This window comes from Xanthomonas sp. NCPPB 1067, from assembly GCF_020783795.1.
GTDB lineage: Bacteria > Pseudomonadota > Gammaproteobacteria > Xanthomonadales > Xanthomonadaceae > Xanthomonas > Xanthomonas melonis.
This window is the reverse complement of record NZ_JAJGQG010000012.1, coordinates 97,392-117,006: the sequence shown is the minus strand read 5'-3', so window position 1 is coordinate 117,006 and position 19,615 is coordinate 97,392. Positions and strand designations below refer to the sequence as shown.

General features: G+C 67.1%; 17 protein-coding genes. 15 read left to right on the top strand and 2 right to left on the bottom strand.

The genetic code is table 11. From position 1 onward, the window contains the following. Positions 1–146: 146 nt before the first annotated feature. Complete coding sequence (locus tag LL962_RS11435) at positions 147–1,952, top strand: DUF885 domain-containing protein (protein WP_228316973.1); 1,806 nt, start codon at positions 147–149, stop codon at positions 1,950–1,952. Positions 1,953–2,018: 66 nt separating this feature from the next. Here the strand turns inward: LL962_RS11435 and LL962_RS11430 are convergent, their stop codons facing one another. Continuing rightward, positions 2,019–2,486 carry a hypothetical protein gene (locus LL962_RS11430; protein WP_228316972.1) on the bottom strand — a complete coding sequence of 156 codons (468 nt, stop codon included), beginning with the start codon at positions 2,484–2,486 and terminating at the stop codon, positions 2,019–2,021. A gap of 208 nt (positions 2,487–2,694) precedes the next feature. On the opposite strand from LL962_RS11430, the gene LL962_RS11425 reads away from it, so the two are divergent. From LL962_RS11425 to LL962_RS11415, 3 genes are all read left to right on the top strand, one after another. After that, positions 2,695–2,937 (top strand): hypothetical protein, encoded by a 243-nt coding sequence (locus LL962_RS11425; protein ID WP_208621455.1) that lies wholly within the window; start codon positions 2,695–2,697, stop codon positions 2,935–2,937. Between the two features lie 192 nt (positions 2,938–3,129). Next, positions 3,130–4,122 (top strand): porphobilinogen synthase, encoded by a 993-nt coding sequence (gene hemB / locus LL962_RS11420; protein ID WP_104587717.1) that lies wholly within the window; start codon positions 3,130–3,132, stop codon positions 4,120–4,122. 139 nt (positions 4,123–4,261) lie between these two features. Further along, the gene (locus tag LL962_RS11415) at positions 4,262–6,796 is read left to right on the top strand and encodes a PepSY domain-containing protein (RefSeq protein WP_228316971.1); all 2,535 of its coding nucleotides are present in this window, start codon (positions 4,262–4,264) and stop codon (positions 6,794–6,796) included. 126 nt (positions 6,797–6,922) lie between these two features. Here the strand turns inward: LL962_RS11415 and LL962_RS11410 are convergent, their stop codons facing one another. Continuing rightward, positions 6,923–7,804: a TolB family protein gene (locus LL962_RS11410; RefSeq protein WP_228316970.1), complete on the bottom strand. Its 882-nt coding sequence runs from the start codon at positions 7,802–7,804 to the stop codon at positions 6,923–6,925. A gap of 52 nt (positions 7,805–7,856) precedes the next feature. On the opposite strand from LL962_RS11410, the gene aroE reads away from it, so the two are divergent. The 11 genes from aroE to LL962_RS11355 all read left to right on the top strand — a co-directional run bounded on the left by aroE (position 7,857) and on the right by LL962_RS11355 (position 19,584). Next, the gene (aroE, locus tag LL962_RS11405; RefSeq protein WP_228316969.1) at positions 7,857–8,708 is read left to right on the top strand and encodes a shikimate dehydrogenase; all 852 of its coding nucleotides are present in this window, start codon (positions 7,857–7,859) and stop codon (positions 8,706–8,708) included. A gap of 8 nt (positions 8,709–8,716) precedes the next feature. Further along, positions 8,717–9,070, top strand: a complete 354-nt coding sequence (locus LL962_RS11400) for a hypothetical protein (RefSeq protein ID WP_228316968.1) — start codon at positions 8,717–8,719, stop codon at positions 9,068–9,070. Positions 9,071–9,253: 183 nt separating this feature from the next. Continuing rightward, the gene (dinG, locus tag LL962_RS11395; protein WP_228316967.1) at positions 9,254–11,389 is read left to right on the top strand and encodes an ATP-dependent DNA helicase DinG; all 2,136 of its coding nucleotides are present in this window, start codon (positions 9,254–9,256) and stop codon (positions 11,387–11,389) included. A 135-nt stretch (positions 11,390–11,524) separates the two neighbouring features. Beyond that, complete coding sequence (locus tag LL962_RS11390) at positions 11,525–11,920, top strand: hypothetical protein (protein ID WP_228316966.1); 396 nt, start codon at positions 11,525–11,527, stop codon at positions 11,918–11,920. Between the two features lie 312 nt (positions 11,921–12,232). After that, on the top strand, positions 12,233–13,738 hold the full coding sequence (gene katB, locus LL962_RS11385) for a catalase KatB (protein ID WP_208621451.1): 1,506 nt from the start codon (positions 12,233–12,235) through the stop codon (positions 13,736–13,738). Between the two features lie 56 nt (positions 13,739–13,794). After that, positions 13,795–14,370, top strand: coding sequence for an ankyrin repeat domain-containing protein (locus LL962_RS11380; protein WP_228316965.1), 576 nt, complete (start codon positions 13,795–13,797; stop codon positions 14,368–14,370). A gap of 718 nt (positions 14,371–15,088) precedes the next feature. After that, positions 15,089–15,313 carry a hypothetical protein gene (locus tag LL962_RS11375; RefSeq protein WP_167395351.1) on the top strand — a complete coding sequence of 75 codons (225 nt, stop codon included), beginning with the start codon at positions 15,089–15,091 and terminating at the stop codon, positions 15,311–15,313. A gap of 448 nt (positions 15,314–15,761) precedes the next feature. Next, the gene (dusA, locus tag LL962_RS11370; RefSeq protein ID WP_228316964.1) at positions 15,762–16,766 is read left to right on the top strand and encodes a tRNA dihydrouridine(20/20a) synthase DusA; all 1,005 of its coding nucleotides are present in this window, start codon (positions 15,762–15,764) and stop codon (positions 16,764–16,766) included. A 306-nt stretch (positions 16,767–17,072) separates the two neighbouring features. Next, positions 17,073–17,381: a hypothetical protein gene (locus LL962_RS11365; RefSeq protein WP_104587822.1), complete on the top strand. Its 309-nt coding sequence runs from the start codon at positions 17,073–17,075 to the stop codon at positions 17,379–17,381. Between the two features lie 72 nt (positions 17,382–17,453). Beyond that, a complete protein-coding gene (locus LL962_RS11360; protein WP_002808458.1) occupies positions 17,454–18,137 on the top strand; it encodes a response regulator transcription factor in 684 nt (227 codons plus the stop codon). Between the two features lie 76 nt (positions 18,138–18,213). Continuing rightward, positions 18,214–19,584 carry an ATP-binding protein gene (locus LL962_RS11355; RefSeq protein ID WP_208621454.1) on the top strand — a complete coding sequence of 457 codons (1,371 nt, stop codon included), beginning with the start codon at positions 18,214–18,216 and terminating at the stop codon, positions 19,582–19,584. Positions 19,585–19,615: the final 31 nt, after the last annotated feature.

Here is a 19,615-nt window from a genome sequence, read left to right as displayed (position 1 = left end):
ATCTGTGGGGACGGGCTGCCGCATGGGCAACCGCACCGGGTAGCCTGCTTCGATAGCGCATGCATGGCCGGACGATGACCTTCGGCAGGTTGCCGGCATCGTGCGCTGCGCGTACGGTCGCGCATCGCCCCGTTGGAATCCGCTCGATGAAACCTCTCGTGATTGCTGTCGCCCTGGCGCTTGGCGTCTGCTCGCCGCTGCAGGCGCAGACCACCCCGGCCGCGGCCAGCGCCCCCGCCACGCCCGCCTGGGTGCAGACCAGCAACGGCTATGCGCAGATCCTGCTGAGCGCGCAGGCGCCGTTCCAGCCCGAATCGGCAACCGCGTTCGGCCTGGAAGGCTACGACGATCAGGTGGCCGACCTGGGACCGAACAACGCGCAGCGCTACCGCGAGGCGATGCGCAAGGCGCGTGGCGAACTGCAGGCCAGGCTCGCCAGCGAGCGCGACGCCAACGTGCGTCAGGATCTGCAGATCATGATCGGCGCGGCCGAGCAGAACATCGAGGGTAGCGAGCTCAACGAGCGCTATCTGCTGCCGTGGACCGATGCGCCGCAGTTGGTCTTCAGTGGGCTCAACGACCTGCTGTCCGAACAGGTGCCGGCCGCGCGTCGGGCCAAGGCGCTGGATCGCCTCAAGCGCTATCTCGGCCTGCTGCCGGGTAGCACCCCGATCACCACGCTCGCCCGCCAGCGCTACGAAGAACAGCTGTCCAACAAGGCGCTCTTGCAGCCCACCGAACGCGAGGTGCAACAGGCGCTGGCGAATGTGGACACCTATGTCGCCGGTATCCGGGAATTGTTCGCCGAATACAAGGTCGCAGGCGCCGATGACGCGCTCGCGTCCATGGCCACCCAGCTCAAGGACTATGCCGCCTGGACGAAGAAGACGGTGTTGCCCAAGGCGCGCAAGGACACCCGGTTGCCCGAGCCCTTGTACGCGTTCCAGCTCAAGCAGGTGGGAATCGATATCGCGCCACAGTTGCTGATCCAGCGCGCGCAGCTGGAATTCATGGAAACCCGTTCGGTCATGCAGCAGCTGGCGCCGCTGGTGGCCAAGGCCAAGGGCGTGCAAGGCGACGACTACGCGCAGGTGATCCGCGCGCTCAAGCGCGACACCATCGCCGACGACCAGCTGGAAACGCACTACCGTGGCGTGATCGACCGGATCGACCCGATCATCCGTCAGCAACGCATCGTCGATGTGCCCAACCGTCAGATGCAGATGCGGCTGGGCAGCGCTGCCGAGAGTGCGGCGTCGCCGGCCCCGCACTTCCGTCCCGCACCGCTGATCGGTAACACCGGCCAGCAGGGCCAGTTCGTCCTGCCGCTGGGCAACCCCTCGGCCGATGGCAGCAAGGCCGAGGGCAGCAAGAAGGATCAGTACGACGACTTCAACTTCGGCTCGGCGGCGTGGACGCTCAGCGCGCACGAAGGGCGTCCCGGCCACGAGCTGCAGTTCACTGCCATGGTCGAACGCGGCGTCTCGCTGGCGCGCAGCCTGTTCGCGTTCAACTCGGTCAACGTCGAAGGCTGGGCACTGTATGCCGAAGCCGAAATGGTGCCTTACGAGCCGCTCGACGGGCAGTTGATCGCCTTGCAATTCCGCCTGTTGCGCGCCGCACGCGCCATGCTCGACCCGATGCTCAATCTCGGCCTGATCGATCGCGAACGCGCACGTCAGGTGCTGGAAGACGATGTCGGCCTGTCAACGGCGATGGCTCGCCAGGAACTGGATCGCTATACCGTGCGCGCCCCCGGCCAGGCCGGCAGCTATTTCTACGGCTATACCCGGATCCTGGAACTGCGCATGCGCACCGAGCTGGCGCTAGGCAAAAAGTTCGACCGCCTGGCGTTCAACAACTTCCTGCTCGACCAGGGCCTGCTGCCACCGGATCAGTTGGCCAAGGCGGTAGAGACACAGTTCATTCCGGCGCAGCAGCGCAAACGCTGAGGTCTCGACCCGCCGGTAGATCGTCAGCGCGACAGGATCCCCGTCGCGCTGCCGATGCGGCGGCGATCAACGTCCGGTTGGCAGCTCGGTAGTCGGGTGCTGTACGGCCCCCGCCGGCACCCAGATCGCCATGCCGGCCGCACGCTTCTGCGTGGTCGGGATGCCGATGCCCAGGCCGCCGCCGACGCGGCCGCCATAGCTGCCGCCGCCTACCGACAAGCCGCCGCCGGAGCGCTCCGAGCCCACGCCGACGATCACCACGCCATTGGCGCCGAGCTTGGCCGCTTCGCGTTTGAGGCGTTGCACGGCGGCATCGGTCTGGCCCTGGGTGCCGAAGCCGGCGGCGCTGGTGGATTCGAGCTGGGCGATTTCCACCGAGCCGGCCGGCGCGTGCGAGTAGACCTGTACCTGCGCCGGGTCGATCGGTGCGCGCGCCTGGCCCAGCATCACCTTGGAGCTGCTGGCGCAACCGGCCAACAGCGCGGCAGCGGCCGTGGCGATGGCGGCGCGCCTGATGTGCGACTGCAGGTTCATATCGAAGCCCCCCGTGGGTAGTGATGGCGATGATCCGGTGCCCGGACTGAACGGCACCGAATCCGACCGGACAGTGCCGAACACTAGCCATGCCCATGTGAGGCCGTTGCCAAGCTGCCATTGGTCAGGGTGACCACCCGCCCACGGCGTCTTGCCAGGTGCAGGGCTAAGCTCGGGTTTTCTCCGGATGACGAGGTAACCTGTGGGATTGATCAGCCTGTTGTGGGGCATCGTGGCCTTGTTGTGGATGGTGCTGGCCTTCATCCCGCTGTTGGGCTGGGGCAACTGGTTCCTGATTCCGTTCGCGGCAGTGGGCGCGTTGATCGCTGCAATCGCCCTGCTGTTCACCTCGGCCGGTCACCGCGGCCGCGCCAAGACCGGCCTGTTGCTCAATGGCCTGGTGATCGTGGTCGGGGTGATCCGGCTGAGCCTGGGCGGGGGAGTGATCTAACGCGGTATCGGCGGCCGGCGCCGCATCAAGGCCGTCATCGGCTGCACGTGTCGCACGTGCCGCACGTGTCGTTGTGGCGCGCAGGCCAACAACCTGCGTGGCCTGCCGTTGCAGCGCTGCGACACTGCGTCGCAGCGCGTCCTGCGGCAGAAGGCGGGCGTAAACTTGGGGGCTGTCTCCAGGAGCCTGGTCATGGCCCACCCGCACTATCGCCCCCGCCGCATGCGCCACGATGCGTTCTCGCGCCGGTTGATGCGCGAAAACACGCTCACCACCGACGACCTGATCTGGCCGGTATTCGTCCACGAACTGCCGGGCCGCGCGCCCATCGCCTCGATGCCGGGCGTGGAGCGCCTGTCGCTGGACGAACTGCTGCGCGAGGCGGAAAACGCGCTGGAACTGGGGATTCCGGTGATCGATCTGTTCCCGGTGATCGACCCGGCCGGCAAGAGCCTGGATGCGGCCGAGGCCTGGAATCCGGACGGTCTGGCCCAGCGCGCAGTGCGTGCGCTGAAGTCGCGCTTTCCGGAACTGGGGATCATGACCGACGTGGCGCTGGACCCGTACACCACCCACGGCCAGGACGGGCTGATCGACGACAAGGGCTATGTGCTCAACGAGATCACCGTCGAAGCGCTGGTGAAGCAATCGCTGTCGCACGCGCAGGCGGGCGTGGACATCATCTCGCCCTCGGACATGATGGACGGCCGCATCGGCGCGATCCGCCGCGCGCTCGATGCCGAGCAGCATCTCAACGTGCGCATCATGGCGTACTCGGCCAAGTACGCCTCGGCCTTTTACGGCCCGTTCCGCGATGCGGTGGGCAGCGCCGGCAATCTGGGCAAGGCCGACAAGACCACGTACCAGATGGACCCGGCCAACGGCGACGAGGCGCTGCGCGAGATCGCGCTGGACCTGGAAGAGGGCGCGGACATGGTGATGGTCAAGCCGGGCATGCCGTACCTGGACGTGGTGCGGCGGGTGAAGGACGAATTCCGCGTGCCCACCTTCGCCTATCAGGTCAGTGGCGAGTACGCGATGCTCAAGGCCGCTGCCGCCAATGGCTGGCTGGACGAGCGCAAATGCGTGCTGGAAGCGCTGATGGCGTTTAAGCGCGCCGGCGCCGACGGTGTGCTGACCTATTTCGCTCCGCAGGTCGCGCGCTGGTTACGCGACACTGACTGAGACCCCCGCGGCAGCTGGGTTGGACCGCAGGTGCGGGTGCTGCTGATTGCACCCTGCGGCACCGGGTTGCTCGCGCCGATCGCCGCAGCGAGACGCATTCTCATCTACAATGGGCGGCCGCTCTCGGGTCGTTGCTGTCTTGATCAAAACGCTGCTGTTCCAGCTGCATTGGTTGCTCGGCATCACTGCCGGCCTGGTGCTGTCGGTGATGGGAGTCACCGGTGCGTTGCTCTCCTTCGAGGACGAGATCGTGCGGCTGGCCAATCCTGCAGTGGCGCAGCTGGCCGAGCGCAACGCGGCGGGCGAGCGGGCCTTGCCTGTAGATGTCCTGCTGCAGCGGCTCGAGCTGGACCGCAGTGATCCGGTGCAGGGCCCGGCGGTCACGCGCATGTTGATCGATCCCACCGGGACGCGGCCGTCCAACGCACGCCTGCCTGCCAAAGGCAGTGCGCGGGTGTATTTCGATCCCTACACCGGCGAGCGCATGGCCGCCCCGCGGCTGAGCGATGCGTTCGCCTTCATCGAGGACCTGCACCGCCATCTGGCTGCCGGCAAGCGCGGTCAAGCGGTGACCGGAGCGTGCGCGCTGATCCTGCTGTTCTTCTGTGCCTCGGGCCTGTATCTGCGCTGGCCGCGGCGTTGGTGGAGCCCACGCACCTGGCTGGCGGTGGAATGGCGGCGGCAGGGACGCAGCTTTCTGTGGAGCCTGCACGCGGTGTTCGGCACCTGGTGCCTGCTGGTCTATCTGCTGGTGGCGCTGACCGGCCTGACCTGGTCCTATCCCTGGTATCGCGACGGCATGGCGGCGTTGCTGGGCGCCGAGCCGGCGCCCCGCAGCGAACATGCCGAACAACGTGCTGCAACGGTGGATTTCGCTGGCGTGCAGCGTACGCTCGATGGCATCGCGGCCACCCAGCATGGGGCGGTGGATCTGCGCATTCCCGCCCGTTCCGGGCAACCGCTGATCGCCCGCTTCCTGCCCGACCACCCCGATCACGACCGTGCCTTCGATACGTTGGAGATCGACCCCGGCAGCGGCGCGTTACTGCAGCGCCGCGACTATGCGCTGCTGACGCGCGGGCAGCAGTGGATGCTCAGCATGTTCGCGCTGCACACCGGCAGCTTCTTCGGGCTGCCCGGACGCATCGTGCTGATGCTGGCCAGCCTGGGCATGGTGGTGTTCTTCGTCAGCGGCTGGATGCTGTATCTGGATCGACGCCGCAAGAAGCGCGCGCTGCGTGCCGCACGCGCGGTGCTGCAGAGCGCACCGCCGGCATCGCAGGCCGAGCCGTGGCTGATCGCCTTCGCCAGCCAGAGCGGTTTTGCCGAACGCCTGGCCTGGCAGGCGGCCGGCCATCTGCAGGCGGCCGGTCTGCCAGTGCAGGTGTGCCCGCTCGCGCAGGTGGATGCGCAGCGCCTGCAGGCGACCCGGCATGCCTTGTTCGTGATCAGTACCTTCGGCGATGGCGAGCCGCCGGATGCGGCGCGTAGCGTCGAGCGCGAGCTGCTGCGTCAGCGCGTGGCATTGCCGCAGCTGGCCTATGCGGTCCTGGCATTGGGTGATCGCCAGTACGCACGGTTCTGCGGGTTCTCGCGGCAGACCGAGCACTGGCTGCAGGCACAGGGCGCGCGCGCGCTGTTTCCGGCGGTGGAAATCGACAAGCTCGACCCGCAGGCGCTGGCGCAGTGGCATGCGCAACTGGAGCAGATCGCCGGCACGCCGCTGGCTGCGGCGCCACCACCGCGGCCGCGCCGCACGGCCTGGCTGCTGCAGTCGCGCAGCCTCCTCAACCCTGGCAGCGAAGGCGGGCCGATCTGGCGCATCGACCTGCAGCCGCCGGCCGATGCCCACTGGCAGGCCGGGGACATCCTGGAAGTGCAGCCCGCGCATGCCGACGCGCAGGTGCGTGCCTGCCTGGCGGCCTGGGGCCTGCCGGCGGAGGCATCGGTACACGTGGAGGCGCAGTTGCTGCCGCTGCACCGCGCCGCTGCCGAGCGCGTGCTTCCGGCGGCACCGGCCACGCCGCCGGTGCCGGGGCCGGATCCCCAGGCCTGGCTGGATGCGTGCGGCTGGCTGCCCACGCGCGACTATTCGCTGGCCAGCGTGGCAGCCGATGGTGTCGCCACCGCCGTGGTCAGGCTGACGACCGCTGCCGATGGCCGCCCCGGCCTGGGCTCGGGTTGGCTGATCCTGCACGCCGGGCTCGGCGCGCCGGTGCAGGCGCGCCTGCGCACCAATCCCGGCTTCCATCGCGTCGATGCGGCACCGATGGTGCTGATCGGTAACGGCACCGGCATCGCCGGCCTGCGCGCCCTGCTGCGCGAGGCCGAGCTGGCCGGCGTGCACGGGCACTGGTTGCTGTTCGGCGAACGCCAGGCCGCGCACGACCGGCTGTTCGCCGACGAACTGCGCGCCTGGCAGGCGAGTGCGCATCTGCAGCAACTGGATCAGGTGTTCTCGCGCGATCAGGCGGACAAGCGCTACGTGCAGCATCGGCTGCGTGAAGCCGGCGATGCGTTGCGGCACTGGATCGACCGCGGTGCGGTGATCCACGTCTGCGGTAGCCTGGACAGCATGGCGCGTGCGGTCGACGCCGCATTGCGCGACATCCTGGGCCAGACCCGCCTGGAATCGCTGACCGCAGCCGGCCGTTACCGGCGCGACGTGTACTGATAGCGGCGACAGTGCGCAGCGAGCAGTCGTGCGGCGCGCTGCGGTGGGAACGGCCGGTGCGCACAGGCTGCGGCGGTGTGGCGCACGGCTCGCCATTGCCCTGCTGCTCACCGATCGCCGCCCCGCTCAGCGGCAGCTGAGCTCTCCATCGACTGCCGGCACCTTCATCCGGTAGATGTCCAGCTGCCCGGCGCGTGGTGCGCGTGCGCTGCCGGTCACCAGCAGTTCGCCCGGCTTGGCCGTGTCCACCACCGCGCCGAAGGTACGCTCCTGCGGCCCGTTGAACGACAGCTGCAGCGGCTGGCCAGGGCCGTAAGCGCCGTCCTTGCAGGCGGCCAGCAGCAACTGGCCAGGGCCGTCTGCACGGCCGCGCGCCCAGACCAGGCCACGGCCATCGGCAAGCAAGGCCGCATCCGCCTCGTCGGCGGCGGTATTGATCCCGCGCAACGGCTCCGTTGCCGCGAAGGCCCGCCCATCCCAGCGCGCCACGAACAGATCCAGGCCGCCGGCACCGCCGTGCCCGTCGCTGGCGAACAGCAGGCGCGTGCCGTCCAGCGACAGCGTGGGCGCACGCTCGTTGCCCGGGCTGTTGATCGCCGCGCCCAGCGACTGCACCGCACCGAGGCTGCCCTGTGCGTCCACCGGAACCCGGTACAGATCGTCGCCACCGGCGCCGCCCGGCCGCGACGAGGCGAACAGCAGCCAGCGTCCGTCGGCACTGAACAGCGGCGTGCTCTCGTCCTGGGCGGTATTGATCGGCAGCGGTTGCGCGTCCTGCCAGCGCCCGCCGCGCAGGTGCGCCTGCCAGAGATCCCAGCCGCCGGCGCCTCCGGCGCGGTCGCTGGCCCAGACGATGCGCTGCCCGTCCGGGCTGAGCGTGGCGCGCGCCTCGTTGGCCGGGGTGGAGACCACGCCCATGCCTTCGATGCCGAATTCGGCCAGCCCCGACGCCAACGGCGCGAAGAGTAAACTCGCCGCCAGCGCGGGCAGCGTCCATCGAAGTCGCATGCGGTGTTCCTGTCCTGTCCCACGCACAGTCTAGTCAACCAGAGAGCGTTTCATGCCCGCATCCCGTTATGCCGTGTTCGGTCACCCCGTTGCCCATTCGCTGTCGCCGGCCATCCATGCCGACTTCGGCAAGCAGACCGGCATTGCGCTGGACTACACCGCCATCGATGCGCCGCAGGAGGACTTCGCCGCGGCGCTGCAACGCTTCGCCGACGAAGGCGGCAAGGGCGCCAACGTCACCCTGCCGCTGAAGGAGGACGCCTATGCGCTGGCCAGCAGCTTGAGCGCGCGCGCGCGCCTGGCCGGTGCGGTCAATACGTTGGTGCGCAACGACGGCCAGTGGCAGGGCGACAACACCGACGGTGCCGGCCTGGTGCGCGATCTCACCGAGCGCCACGGCCTGGATCTGCGCGGCCGCCGCGTGCTGCTGCTCGGCGCCGGTGGTGCTGCCCGCGGCGTGGCACCAGCGCTGCTGGAAGCCGGTATCACCGCAATGGTGGTGGTGAACCGCTCGCCCGAGCGCGCCGATGCCTTGTGCGATGCACTGGGCGAACCGGCGCGGGTGACCTCGCGTTACATCGAAGACCTGCGCGAGCTGGGCGACTTCGAACTGATCGTCAATGCCACTGCCGCCGGCCGCGACCGCGACGCCGGCGCGTTCGCCTTGCCGCTGGGCCTGGTCAACAGCCTCACCGCCGCGGTGGATCTCAACTATGGCGACACCGCCATCGCGTTCCTGGCCTGGGCGCGCGCGGCGCAGTGCCGGTATGCCATCGACGGCCTGGGCATGCTGGTGGAACAGGCGGCCGAAAGCTTCGCGCTGTGGCATGGCGTGCGCCCGCAGACCGATCCGGTCTACGCGGCGCTGCGCGCGCGCGAGGCCGTGCTGATCAGCGCCGACTGAGCCGGACCATGATGACCACCGAGCTGCTGCTTGGCCTGATCACCAGCCTGCTGTCGCGGGTTCCGCTGCTGATCGCCGTGCTGCTGGGTCTGGTGCTGCTGTGGCGTGCACCGGTTGGCCCGCTGCGGCGCGCCGGGCTGGCCGGGGCGTGGCTGTTGCTGGGCTGCGTCCTGGCCGAGGTCGCGTTGCAGGCGATTCCCATGCTGCTGATGCAGCAGGGCAACGTGCGCCGGATCGCCATGCTGATGGGCGTCGGCAGCTTCGTGCTGACGGCCGTGCAGGCGGCCGGCATCGGCCTGCTGGTATGGACCTTGGCGCGCAGCCTGCAGCGGCCGGACATGGGCGCGGGTCAGCGCGGCTGATCCTGCCCCGGATACCGGCCCGCGCACGGGCCGGCGCACCGGTATCGAAGCGGCGACAGAGCGCCCCCGGCGCCCATGCGCGCGATGCAGCCCGGCGACTCGCCGCAGGACGCCCGGCAACCATGTTCAGCTGCGCGGCCGATCGGTCGCAGCGGCTGCGCCGGTCCATGCGAAAATGACGCGATGAGTGATCTCGCCCCACCGGCCGCGCCGTCTGCGCCCGTTCCCACCCAGCGCGTGCTGACCGACCCGATCAAGGCCGGCATCCGCGATGCCTACGCCAAGCTGCAGGCCAATACGCCCGGCTTCGCCACCCGCCGCGCGCAGAGCCAGATGATCGGTCTGGTGTCGCGTGCGCTGGCCACTTCCGGCGGCATCGGCATCGCCGAGGCGCCCACCGGCGTCGGCAAGAGCCTGGGTTACCTCACCGCCGGCGTGCCGATCGCCCTGGCCACCAAGAAGAAGCTGGTGATCAGCACCGGCACCGTCGCGTTGCAATCGCAGTTGGTGGAACGCGACATTCCGGCCTTCCTCAAGGCCACCGGGCTGGAGGCGAGCGTGGCGCTGGCCAAGGGCCGTACCCGCTACCTGTGCACCCGCAATGCCGCCGAACTGGAAGGCGACACCAGCCAGAACGCCATGTTCGAAGACGAGCAGGCGCTGTACGAGCGCCCGCTCAGCCCGGCCGATGCGGATCTGGCCAAGCGGCTCGCCAAGGCCTATGCCGCGCGCACCTGGAACGGCGATCTGGACGATGCCCCCGAGCAGGTCTCGGTGCCACTGCGCATGCGCATCACCACCCCGGCCTCCGGTTGTGCCGGGCGGAGGTGCAGCTACGCCGCGCAATGCCCGGTGCTCAAGGCCCGCACCGACGTACGCGAGGCGCAGATCGTGGTGACCAATCACGCCCTGCTGCTGTCGTCGCTGTCGCTGGGCGATGCCGAAAGCGGCCAGCCGCTGATCGCCCCGCCCTCGGACATGCTGCTGGTGCTCGACGAAGGTCACCACATCGCCGGCGTGGCGATCGATCAGGGTGCGGCCAACCTGCCGCTGGACGACATGGCCCGTCGCACCGGGCGCATGCAGATCCTCATCGCCGCCGCCTATCGCGCGGTGGACAAGGACCGGATCGGCAATCTGCTGCCCAACGAAGCCATCGACGTGGCCGCACGCGTGTCCAAACTGCTCAAGGCCTTCCATGCCGAGGTCGAACGCGTGTGGAAGCCCGAGCCCGGCGAGCGCGATCCGCTGTGGCGTGCGGCCAACGGCAAGCTGCCGCCGCAGTGGGGCCCGGCCATCGAAGAACTGGGCGAAGAAACCCGCGCACTGTTCAATTGGGTACACGCCGCGCATGGCGCCGTCGCCAAGGGCAAGCAGGACGATGCCGCGCGCGAGCGCCTGCAGCGCAACCTCGGCCTGGCGTTGGAAATGGCCGAGCAGCAGCACAATCTGTGGAGCGGCTGGCGCCGCGAAGACAAGGAAGGCCAGCCGCCGATGGCGCGCTGGATCACCCTCTCGCGCGATGGCGATCTGATCTGCCATTGCTCGCCGGTGTCGGCCGCGCAAGTGCTGCGTACGATGATCTGGAACGAGGTCGATTCGGTGGTGATGACCTCGGCCACGCTCACCGGCGGCGGCGATTTCCAGTCCTTCGCCATCGACAACGGCCTGCCCGATCACGCCGAGATGGCCTCGCTCGCCTCGCCGTTCGACCTGCCCAACCAGGCCGAATTGATCGTGCCCAATTTCCCGGTCACGCCGGACGACCGCGAAGGCCATCCCAAGGAAGTGGCCAGATATCTGGTGCGCGAACTGGATTGGAACGCCAAGGGCAGCATCGTGCTGTTCACATCGCGCTGGAAGATGGAAAAAGTGGCCGACCTGATGCCGCTGGCGCAGCGCAACCGCGTGCTGGTGCAGGGCGAGGGCAACAAGTCGCAGTTGATCACCGAACACCTGCGCCGCATCGCCGCTGGCGAGGGCTCGGTGTTGTTCGGGCTCAATTCCTTCGGCGAAGGGCTGGACCTGCCGGGCGACGCCTGCACCACCGTGGTCATCACCCAGGTGCCCTTCGCCGTGCCCACCGACCCGCAGACCTCCACCTTGAGCGAATGGCTGGAAAGCCGCGGCCACAACGCCTTCAACCTGATCGCGATCCCGCATGCACTGCGCACGCTGACCCAGTTCGCCGGCCGTTTGATCCGCAGTTCCAGCGACCACGGCCGCGTCATCATCCTCGACTCGCGCCTGCTCAGCCGCCGCTATGGCAAACGCATCATCGATGCCTTGCCGCCGTTCAAGCGGGTGATCGGGCGCTGACACCGGTCATCGCGCTTGGCCTGCAGCGACAAAGCGCGCAGCGGGTGAATAAGTTACCCGCTGCGCGCGCATCAACAATGCATTGCTGCTGCACCGCACCTGCCCGCCCAACTTACTGGCCCGCCAAGGGGAGCCATGAACACTCGCTTTTATGCCCTGGCACTGTTCCTCCCGATCTTGGCGCATGCGAGCAATGGCATGTCCACGGTGCCGGACCGCTTGGTTGGCCAGTGGGCTGGCAGCGCCGAGACTTGTGGGTCGGACGCGGACGATTTGACGCTGCGCATTGCGGCTGGGCATATCACCTACTGGGAGAGTGACGGACCAATCAAGGCGGTTGTGGTTCGGGGAGATGCGGAGATTGCGTTGATCGTCGAGCTCTCGGGTGAAGGCGAGACGTGGCTGTGCACTGCACAGTTCACGCTGTCCCCGGACGGGATGCAGTTGAAGGACACGGTGACCATGCCAGGGAAGACATTGGTTCGTTACAAGTGCCCAGATGCCGTGCGCACGCAGCCTGGGAATGTTTAGGAGCCGCCTGCTTCGTGAGCTGGCTGAAGTGAGGCATTGAATAACTCCAGGCAACGGCGTTGCGTCGCAGCATTGATGCATCGCCGTCGGCAATTTCGTCATGCGATGCGAACATCGATAACGCAGCGCGGCCCAGAAAGCGCTGTTATCTGCAACACGCTGCCACATCGAACGCGATGCATATCACGCAACGCAGTCATCATCATGTTCGCCTATCGTAGCGATCGGAACTAACGACTTCTCACGCTACCGCTCGCTGGCGATGATTCAGCTCCCTCAACACGAGCTGCCGCCATGCGCCCTGGATCCCTCATGGTGCTAGCCCTGCTAGCCCCCACGCTGATCGCGCCGCCGGTCTTCGCCCAATCCGCGCTGACCCGCGACAATGGCGCCAAGGTCGGCGACAACCAGAACTCGCAGACCGCCGGTGCCGCCGGTCCGACCTTGCTGCAGGACGTGCAGTTGATCCAGAAGCTGCAGCGCTTCGATCGCGAGCGCATTCCCGAGCGCGTGGTGCATGCGCGCGGCACCGGCGTCAAAGGCGAGTTCACCGCCACCGCCGATCTGTCCAACCTGACCAAGGCCAAGGTGTTCAGCGCTGGCGAAAAAACGCCGGTGTTCGTGCGCTTTTCCTCGGTGGTGCATGGCAACCATTCGCCGGAAACCCTGCGCGACCCACACGGGTTCGCCACCAAGTTCTACACCAGCGAAGGCAACTGGGACCTGGTCGGCAACAACTTCCCCACCTTCTTCATCCGCGATGCGATCAAGTTCCCGGACATGGTGCATGCGTTCAAGCCGGATCCGCGCACCAACCTGGACGACGATTCGCGGCGCTTCGATTTCTTCTCGCATGTGCCCGAAGGCACCCGCACGCTGACCCTGCTGTACTCCAATGAAGGCACGCCCGCTGGTTACCGCTTCATGGACGGCAATGGCGTGCACGCCTACAAGCTGGTCAACGCGCAGGGCGAGGTGCATTACGTCAAGTTCCACTGGAAGACGCTGCAGGGCATCAAGAACCTCGATCCCAAGCAGGTCGCCGCGGTGCAGGCCAAGGACTACAGCCACCTGACCAACGATCTGGTCGGCGCGATCAAGAAGGGCGACTACCCGAAGTGGGACCTGTACATCCAGGTGCTCAAGCCCGAAGACCTGGCCAAGTTCGATTTCGACCCGCTCGACGCCACCAAGATCTGGCCCGACGTGCCGGAGCAGAAGGTCGGCCAGATGGTGTTGAACAAGAACGTGGACAATTTCTTCCAGGAGACCGAGCAGGTCGCGATGGCGCCGGCCAATCTGGTTCCGGGCATCGAGCCGTCGGAAGACCGCCTGTTGCAGGGTCGCATCTTCTCCTACGCCGACACCCAGCTGTATCGCATCGGTGCCAATGGCCTGAGCCTGCCGGTCAACCGTCCGCGCGTGGCCGTCAACAACGGCAACCAGGATGGTCAGGGCAACATCGGCCAGACCACCAGCGGCGTGAATTACGAGCCGAGCCGCCTGGAGCCGCGTCCGCAGGACACCGCGGCGCGCTACAGCGAACTGCCGCTGTCGGGTACCACCCAGCAGGCCAAGATCGCCCGCGAACAGAACTTCAAGCAGGCAGGCGAGTTGTATCGCTCCTACAGCAAGAAGGATCGTGCGGACCTGGTGCAGAGCTTCGGCGAGTCGCTTGCCAACACCGACACCGAAAGCAAGCACATCATCCTGTCGTTCCTGTACAAGGCCGATCCGGAGTACGGCACCGGCGTGGCCCGCGTCGCCAAGGGCGATCTGGCCCGCGTCAAGCAGCTGGCCTCCAGCCTGCAGGACTGATCCACCCGACGGCATCGCGGCCGGGCCGCGGTGCCGTCCTTGTTCAGGAGAGTGCCATGCGCACGCTGATGTTGGTCTTGCTGAGCGCGATCAGCGCGCCAGCCATGGCCGCCCCGCCGGCGGCCACGCCGGCAGCGGCACCGACCGCCGCGGCAAGCCCAGAGCAGATCAAGCGGCAACTGCGCGAGTATTTCTTCGATGCCGCGCGCGCAGGCCGCCAGGACATGCTGGCCGAATTCATCCGCTCGCACTACGACCTCAATACCCGCGACGAGAAGGGCTACACCGCATTGATCCTGGCCGCCTATCACGGCCAGCGGCCGGCGGTGGAACAACTGCTCAGTGCCGGGGCCGACCCCTGCGCACAGGACAAGCGCGGCAACACCGCGTTGATGGGGGCGATCTTCAAGGGCGAACTGGCGATCGCCAAGCGCCTGATGCAGGCCGATTGCGCACCCGACCAGCGCAACAATGCCGGACAGACCGCGGCCATGTACGCGGCACTGTTCCAGCGCACCGACGTGCTCAAGGACCTGGCGGCCAAGGGCGCGGATCTCAGCCTCAAGGACGGCCAGGGCAACGACGTGACCAAGCTGCAACGCGGCGAGTTCGCCACTGCTCCGGCGCGCTGAGCGCGCCGCTGTGGTGTCGGCGTTCCTGCGTGCGGCCATGCCGATGCATCGACAGACCGGTTGCGCACCGCCTGGGTAAGTCGTCGGCCCGTATCCCGCCTCGTGCTGGGGCGATCATTCACGGCGGACCCGGCGCGACGGCGTCGCCAGCCCAAACGTTGTTCCACTGAGTACCGGGGTGCATCCTGGTCAGCCGGCAGCGGTGGCGACGGCGCGTTCCGACAGAGCGGAAGTCGACGCCAGCGTAATCGCGCAGCGCCGACAGCGATACGAGCCGCCGCCGAGGATGTCGCCTGCCTTGGACGGCGCCGTCGACCGTTCGCTGTGGATCCGCGTGCGGGCCTGCAAGCACCGACCTCCGAGGGCCAAGCGGCGCTGGTCACCGGCGACTGCGTCGCTGCCCGGGGAGAGGGTCGGCATACCGGATCGGCACCGCCACCGGCGACTGCATAGAAGCGTTCGCACGCCATCACCTCCCGCTGCATCGGCCGTCGGTTTTCCGCCGCTACCGTGTTGAAACCTTGGCGGATGTGGTGGCGTCGCTGCCGCCGCGTCAGGAAAATTCCGACGCCTACTGCGAGGTGCGCCAAGGCTTTGACATAAAACTGAGCGTCCGCTGACTTGGCCGAAAAGCCCTGGAAAAACCGCGCAAAAAAGAGTTCAAGAACCGTCCGGGAAAGCCGATGCTGCAGCTATCGCACCTTGGAACCCCCGGACCATGAAGCTCGATCCTTCCATTCCCTTCCTGATGTCGCTGCTGGCCATGGTGCTGTGCACCGCCACTGCCGTCGTCGCGTTGGTGTTCGGCCAGGTGCACGTGCTGGCGACTTCGTGGACCTTCTATGCGGTGATGGGCACGGCCCTGATCACCCTGGTCGCGTCGTACCACGCACTCGGCAAGCCGCTGAGCGCCGAAGAGCGCGTGGGCTTCCGCAACCCCTGATCGCGGTCTGTCCAGGCAGGCGCGCGCCGCCTGCCCGTGCAGCCCACGAGGCTGCAAGTTTCACTGACCATGCCCCTGCCGCTCCTGGCCGCGCAGCGCCGACAGGCATCTTGCCCGTTCAAGGACATCCAGCCCGATGACCTGTGGCTGGCGGCCGGCGGAACACGACAGCGCCAGGCGGTCGCATGCGCCGCCGGTTTCGGCAGGTGGCCTCCCCCGCGGCATCCGTATCAACTGCCCCGTCAGCCGATCCACCGCCACGTGGAGCGGGTGCACCCGGGCAGGAAATGGGCGGCCGGGTGCGCCGCCTGGCCGGTAACGCTCATGCAGCGCCCCATTCGTCGCGCACCCATCACCCCGTTCCGCACCGCCGCAGATTCATCGACGCCCGTGTAAGCTGTTGATCCTGCTTCGCATTCCAATGGCTGCCTGCCGTGGCCAATCGTCGATGACCGCCTCTTCCGATCGTTATGCCGCTTCCCTGCGCCTGTCCGTCGCTCCGATGATGGACTGGACCGACCGGCATTGCCGGGTGTTTCACCGCCTGCTGGCGCCATCGGCACGGCTATACACCGAAATGGTGCATGCCAATGCGGTGATTCATGGCGATCGCATGCGCTTGATCGGCTTCGATCCGGTCGAGCACCCGCTCGCGCTGCAGCTCGGCGGCAGCGAGCCGGCGCTGCTGGCGCAGGCCGCTGCCATCGCCCAGGAATGGGGCTACGACGAGATCAACCTCAATTGCGGCTGCCCATCCGATCGCGTGCAGGCCGGGCGTTTCGGCGCCTGCCTGATGCGCGAGCCGGCGCTGGTGGCCGACTGCGTCGCGGCCATGTGCGCGGCCACCGATCTGCCGATCACGGTCAAATGCCGGCTCGGCGTCGACGACGACAACGACTATGCGGTGTTCGCCAGCTTCGTCGATCAAGTGGTGGATGCGGGTGCGGCGATGGTCGTGGTGCATGCCCGCAATGCATGGCTCAAGGGCCTGTCCCCGAAGGAAAACCGCGAGGTGCCGCCGCTGCGCTACGACTGGGCATACCGGCTCAAGCAGGAACGTCCGGCATTGCCGGTGGTGGTCAATGGCGGAATCGCCTCCGTCGATGCCGCCCTGGCGCACCTGCGGCAGGCCGACGGCGTCATGCTCGGCCGCGCGGCCTACCACGATCCCTACGTGCTGCACCGCCTGGAGGTCGCCATGAGCGGTCGCCCGCAGCGCACGCGCGAAGATTTGCTGCGCGCGCTGCAGCCCTACGTGCAATCGCAGCTCGAACAGGGCCTGGCGCTCAAGCACATGACGCGCCATCTGCTGGGTCTGTTCCATGGCCAGCCGGGAGGGCGGGCGTTTCGGCAGGTCCTGAGCGAAGGCGCCCACCGTCCAGGCGCCGGTTGGGAGCTCATCGAACAGGCGTTGCAGCGAACCGACGAGCGGCCGTGGCGCGTGGTCGCCTGAATGGCCCGCGGCTTGCATTAGTTCGCCCGGCAAGGGATCCGCTGGCCGTTCTGGTCAGGACGAGGGGATCGATAGGCACGATACTGCGTTCATTTGGCTGAATGGCGTTAACACCGTGCTAAAAAGTTCAGATCGGATTCACTCCACAAAATCAAGAATTTGGCTCGATTCTGGTACCGGGCAACAGTGTGATACGTTGCCGATTTCACGAATTTTGAATGTTCCTGAACAACCCGCTAGGATTCAGCTGTGACCTACTCCACCTGCCGCGCTCGCTACACCGCCCTGGTCGCCCTCTGGGTCGCCATGGCCGCGCCGTCGGCGTGGGGGCAGGGCTATCCGCCAATGGGCCAGGGCGGGCGCGAGGCCATGCCGGCCTCGGCGCGCGGCAGCAGCCGGACCTTGTCGGACACCATCCGGCATGTACAGCGCTCCACCGGTGGACAGATCCTGGGTGCCGAACGCGTGCCATTCGATGGCGGCAATCTCAACCGGGTCAAGTACATGAAGGATGGGCGCGTGCACACGGTGTACGAGTCGGAACAGCAGAGCCAGGCCCAGCCGTCGCGCATGCCGCCGCCCTCCGACACGCCACCACGCGACGATAACCACTGAGCGTGGATAGTTAGGCGTTCAGTCTCATAAATTCCCCCGGCCGCTGGCCGCCAACGTAACTAGGGAGAGTGCATGCGTATTCTTTTGGTCGAAGACGAAGCTCCGCTGCGCGAGACCCTTGCCGCGCGCCTGAAGCGTGAAGGCTTTGCTGTCGACGCCGCACAGGACGGCGAAGAAGGCCTGTACATGGGACGCGAGGTGCCGTTCGACGTCGGCATCATCGATCTGGGCCTGCCCAAGATGTCGGGCATGGAGTTGATCAAGGCGTTGCGCGACGAAGGCAAGAAATTCCCGGTGCTGATCCTCACGGCGCGCTCGAGCTGGCAGGACAAGGTCGAAGGCCTCAAGCAGGGCGCCGACGATTACCTGGTCAAGCCCTTCCACGTCGAGGAACTACTGGCTCGGGTCAATGCACTGCTGCGCCGTGCCGCTGGCTGGAGCAAGCCGACGCTGGAATGCGGGCCGGTGGCGTTGGATCTGGCTGCACAGACGGTCAGCGTCAATGGCGCCAATGTCGATCTGACCAGCTATGAGTACAAGGTGCTGGAGTATCTGATGATGCATGCCGGCGAACTGGTCTCCAAGGCCGACCTGACCGAGCACATCTACCAGCAGGATTTCGATCGCGATTCCAATGTGCTGGAAGTGTTCATCGGGCGCCTGCGCAAGAAGCTCGACCCCGATGGCGAGTTGAAGCCCATCGAGACCGTCCGCGGCCGCGGCTATCGCTTCGCCATCCCGCGCACCGAAGGCTGAGCCTGCGCAGCGGCAAGCAGGAAGACCTTAGGTGTCGGTGCGCTCCAAGTGGTACAAACGCTGGCGGCCGCGCTCCCTGCAGGCGCGTCAGCTGCTGGCCGCCAGCCTCAGCCTGGTGGCTTTCCTGGCGCTGGCCGGCTATGCGCTGGATGTGGCATTCGCCGACACGGCCGAGCGCAATCTGCGCGAACGGCTGAAGAACTACGCCTCCGCCTACGCGGCCAATATCGATTTCGTTCGCGACGGCTCGCTGTATATCGGCGGGCAGCCGCCCGATCCGCGCTTCGATGTACCTGGTGGCGGGCTGTATGTCGAGGTGGTGCGCCCGGACGAGAGCTGGACCTCGATGTCGGCCGAGGGGCCCAACATTCCGCACGGTCGCATGCTCGAACCGCGCCAGGAAGAGTTCATCGGCCCGTTGGAGATGACCCAGATCGACGGCAGCGTCGGGCAGGTCTACCGCTACGGGCTGGGAGTGAGTTACGTCGAGCGCGAGCATGGCGGCGAGATTCCGTACACCATCTACGTGATGGAAGATGCGCGCTCGATGGGTGCGCAGCTGCGTGTGTTCCGCGGCGCGGTCTGGTTCTATCTCGGTAGCGCCGGCGTGGTGCTGCTGGTGTTGCAGGCTTTCATCCTGCAATGGAGCCTGCGCCCGCTGCGGCGGGTGATCAACGAGCTGACCAAGGTACAGCGCGGTGAAATCCAGCGCATGAGCGAGCAGCATCCGCGCGAACTGGAGCCGCTGACCGAAAGCATCAACGCCTTCATCGAAAGCGAGCGCGACAATCTGGATCGTCAGCGCAATACGCTGGCCGACCTGGCGCACAGCCTCAAGACGCCGATCGCGGTGTTGCGCACACAGCTGGACAGCGGCGCCTCCGAGCGCGATCTGCATGAGGAGATGGACGTGCAGCTGCGTCGCATGAACGATCTGGTGTCGTATCAGCTGGCGCGCGCCGCCTCCAGCGGCCACAAGCTGTTCGCTGCCCCGTTGCCGATCGAACCCACCGCCGAAGAGATCGTGCGCGGGCTGGAGAAGGTGTATTCGGCCAAGGGCGTGCTGTGCGAATTCGATATCTCTGCGGAGGCGCGCTTCCACGGCGAACCGGGCGACCTGCAGGAGTTGCTCGGCAACCTGCTGGAGAATGGCTTCAAGTGGGCACGCAGCCGGGTGCTGCTGACCGCCCAGCCGGGCCCCACCACCGGAAGCCGGCGTGCCGGCCTGATCCTGTCGGTGGAAGACGATGGGCCCGGCATCGCGCCGGAGGACGTGGCCAAGATCCTGCAGCGCGGGGTGCGCGGCGATGAGCGCGTGCATGGGCATGGCATCGGCATGTCGATCGTGCAGGACCTGATCAAGGCCTATCGCGGCGAACTGCAGGTGGTGCGCTCGCAGGAACTGGGCGGCGCGCGTTTCGATGTGACCCTGCCGCCGGGACTGTGACGGCCGGCGCAGCCGGATGAACTCTTCGGCA

What these genes read in the sequence shown, in the direction of transcription:
- LL962_RS11435 (WP_228316973.1), top strand. Translation starts at nt 147, where the DNA reads ATGAAACCTCTCGTGATTGCTGTCGCCCTGGCGCTTGGCGTCTGCTCG.
- LL962_RS11430 (WP_228316972.1), bottom strand. Translation starts at nt 2,486, where the DNA reads ATGAACCTGCAGTCGCACATCAGGCGCGCCGCCATCGCCACGGCCGCT.
- hemB (WP_104587717.1), top strand. Translation starts at nt 3,130, where the DNA reads ATGGCCCACCCGCACTATCGCCCCCGCCGCATGCGCCACGATGCGTTC.
- LL962_RS11410 (WP_228316970.1), bottom strand. Translation starts at nt 7,804, where the DNA reads ATGCGACTTCGATGGACGCTGCCCGCGCTGGCGGCGAGTTTACTCTTC.
- aroE (WP_228316969.1), top strand. Translation starts at nt 7,857, where the DNA reads ATGCCCGCATCCCGTTATGCCGTGTTCGGTCACCCCGTTGCCCATTCG.
- LL962_RS11400 (WP_228316968.1), top strand. Translation starts at nt 8,717, where the DNA reads ATGATGACCACCGAGCTGCTGCTTGGCCTGATCACCAGCCTGCTGTCG.
- dinG (WP_228316967.1), top strand. Translation starts at nt 9,254, where the DNA reads ATGAGTGATCTCGCCCCACCGGCCGCGCCGTCTGCGCCCGTTCCCACC.
- LL962_RS11390 (WP_228316966.1), top strand. Translation starts at nt 11,525, where the DNA reads ATGAACACTCGCTTTTATGCCCTGGCACTGTTCCTCCCGATCTTGGCG.
- katB (WP_208621451.1), top strand. Translation starts at nt 12,233, where the DNA reads ATGGTGCTAGCCCTGCTAGCCCCCACGCTGATCGCGCCGCCGGTCTTC.
- LL962_RS11380 (WP_228316965.1), top strand. Translation starts at nt 13,795, where the DNA reads ATGCGCACGCTGATGTTGGTCTTGCTGAGCGCGATCAGCGCGCCAGCC.
- LL962_RS11375 (WP_167395351.1), top strand. Translation starts at nt 15,089, where the DNA reads ATGAAGCTCGATCCTTCCATTCCCTTCCTGATGTCGCTGCTGGCCATG.
- dusA (WP_228316964.1), top strand. Translation starts at nt 15,762, where the DNA reads ATGACCGCCTCTTCCGATCGTTATGCCGCTTCCCTGCGCCTGTCCGTC.
- LL962_RS11365 (WP_104587822.1), top strand. Translation starts at nt 17,073, where the DNA reads ATGGCCGCGCCGTCGGCGTGGGGGCAGGGCTATCCGCCAATGGGCCAG.
- LL962_RS11360 (WP_002808458.1), top strand. Translation starts at nt 17,454, where the DNA reads ATGCGTATTCTTTTGGTCGAAGACGAAGCTCCGCTGCGCGAGACCCTT.